We start from the raw sequence: 1,796 nt of genomic DNA on the forward strand, positions 1-1,796 counted from the left end.
TGCGGACGCCGCCGCGCACCGCCGCGCCCGCGGCCTCCCGGTTCAGCTGCGTCATCACGGCGATTGCCTCATCGAAGACCTCACCGGTCCTCTTGTGCCGGTTGTTGAGCAGGCCGAGGCCGATCGGCTTGGTGAGCGTGAGGGGCAGCCCGGGCCGGGCCGCGTCATTGCGCATCAGCTTGCCGGGGTCGGCGATGCCGGTCACGGCCATCCCGTACTTCGGTTCCGGGTCGTCAACCGAGTGGCCGCCCGTCACCGGACAGCCGGCCCCGGAAGCCACGGCGAGCCCGCCGCGCAGCACTTCGGTCAGCAGTTCCATCGGCAGGACGTCACGGGGCCAGCCGACCAGGTTGATCGCGCTGACCGGGCGGCCGCCCATGGCGTAGATGTCCGAGAGGGCGTTCGCCGCCGCGATCCGGCCCCAGTCATACGCGTCGTCGACCACGGGAGGGAAGAAGTCCGCCGTCGAGAGCACCGCGAGGTCCTCGCCGACCCGCACGGCGGATGCGTCGTCGCCGTCGTCGAGCCCCACCAGGACGTCCGGGTTGGTTTGGCCGGTAAGGCCGCGGACAACGTCCTCGAGCTCGCCGGGCGGAATCTTGCAGGCGCAGCCTCCGCCGTGCGCGTATCCCGTGAGCCGGACTGCTGCGGCGGATTCTTCTGCGACGCCGGTGATCCCGTTCATGATCACAGCATAGGAGCGGCGGGCCGGTGTTACCATGCTCGTGGAGGCGTCCGGGTCCTGGTGGGCCCCCCGGTCTTCAAAACCGGTGAGGCCGAGTACCTCGGCCTGGCGGGTTCGATTCCCGTCCGCTTCCGCCAGCTGCTGCAGCTGAAGGTGACCTGGAAGGAGGGCCGTGGGCCAGAACGACCCGCGCCGGCACATTCCGCGCACCGACCAGCTGCTCGCGCATCCGGAACTTCTCCACGCACGCGTGCGCCTTGGCGACGACGTCATCCGTTCCACCGTCCGGGACGTGCAGGAACAGGCGCGTCGCGGCGACCTTGCCCCGGAAGACGTCGAGGCGACGGTCCTGACCGCGGTGGCTACCCGCGCGGCCAGCTCGTTGCGGGCGGTGCTGAACGCCACCGGCGTCATCGTCCACACGAATCTGGGACGCGCTCCGCTCTCCGGATCAGCCCGCCAGGCGGTGCTGTCGGCGGCCGGTTATGTCGACGTCGAGATGGATCTGCCCACCGGCGGACGGTCCCGGCGCGGGGCCGGTGCGCGGCAGGCTTTGCTGGACGCCTGCCCGGCCGCCGAGGAAGCGCTGGTGGTCAACAACGGCGCCGCGGCCCTGGTGCTGGCCACCACCGCCCTGGCCGCGTCCCGCGAAGTGGTGATCAGCCGCGGCGAGCTCGTCGAGATCGGGGCCGGTTTCAGGCTTCCCGAGTTGATTGAATCCACCGGTGCCCGGCTGCGCGAGGTGGGCACCACCAACCGGACACACCTGGCGGACTACGCCTCGGCGATCGGCGCGCAGACCGGCTGCCTGCTCAAGGTGCACCCGAGCAATTTCCGGGTCAGCGGATTCACCGCCGACGTCGGCGTCGGCCAGCTCCGGTCCCTGGCCGAGGAACACCGGATCCCGTTGGTCGTGGACCTGGGCAGCGGCCTGCTCCAACCGGACCCGGTGCTGCCCCAGGAGCCGGACATCTCCGGGGCGCTCGCCGCCGGCGCCGACGTCGTCATCGCCAGCGGTGACAAACTCCTGGGCGGCCCCCAGGCGGGACTGCTGTTGGGCCGGGCCGCCGTCATCGCCCGGCTGGCCCGCCACCCGCTCGCGCGGGCGCTG

At 71.6% G+C, this 1,796-nt stretch carries 2 protein-coding genes and 1 tRNA gene; 2 read left to right on the forward strand and 1 reads right to left on the reverse strand.

The annotated features are described in order from the left end of the window. Positions 1-685 (reverse strand): selenide, water dikinase SelD (selD, locus tag AC5RV2_RS17635; RefSeq protein ID WP_494093407.1); only part of this gene is annotated, 685 nt, incomplete at its 3' end. 42 nt (positions 686-727) lie between these two features. On the opposite strand from selD, the gene AC5RV2_RS17640 reads away from it, so the two are divergent. Continuing rightward, a tRNA-Sec gene (locus tag AC5RV2_RS17640) sits at positions 728-822 on the forward strand. A gap of 35 nt (positions 823-857) precedes the next feature. Next, a partial coding sequence (gene selA / locus AC5RV2_RS17645) for an L-seryl-tRNA(Sec) selenium transferase (RefSeq protein ID WP_494093408.1) occupies positions 858-1,796 on the forward strand: 939 nt, incomplete at its 3' end.

The organism is Arthrobacter sp. Y3225116, assembly GCF_059091245.1.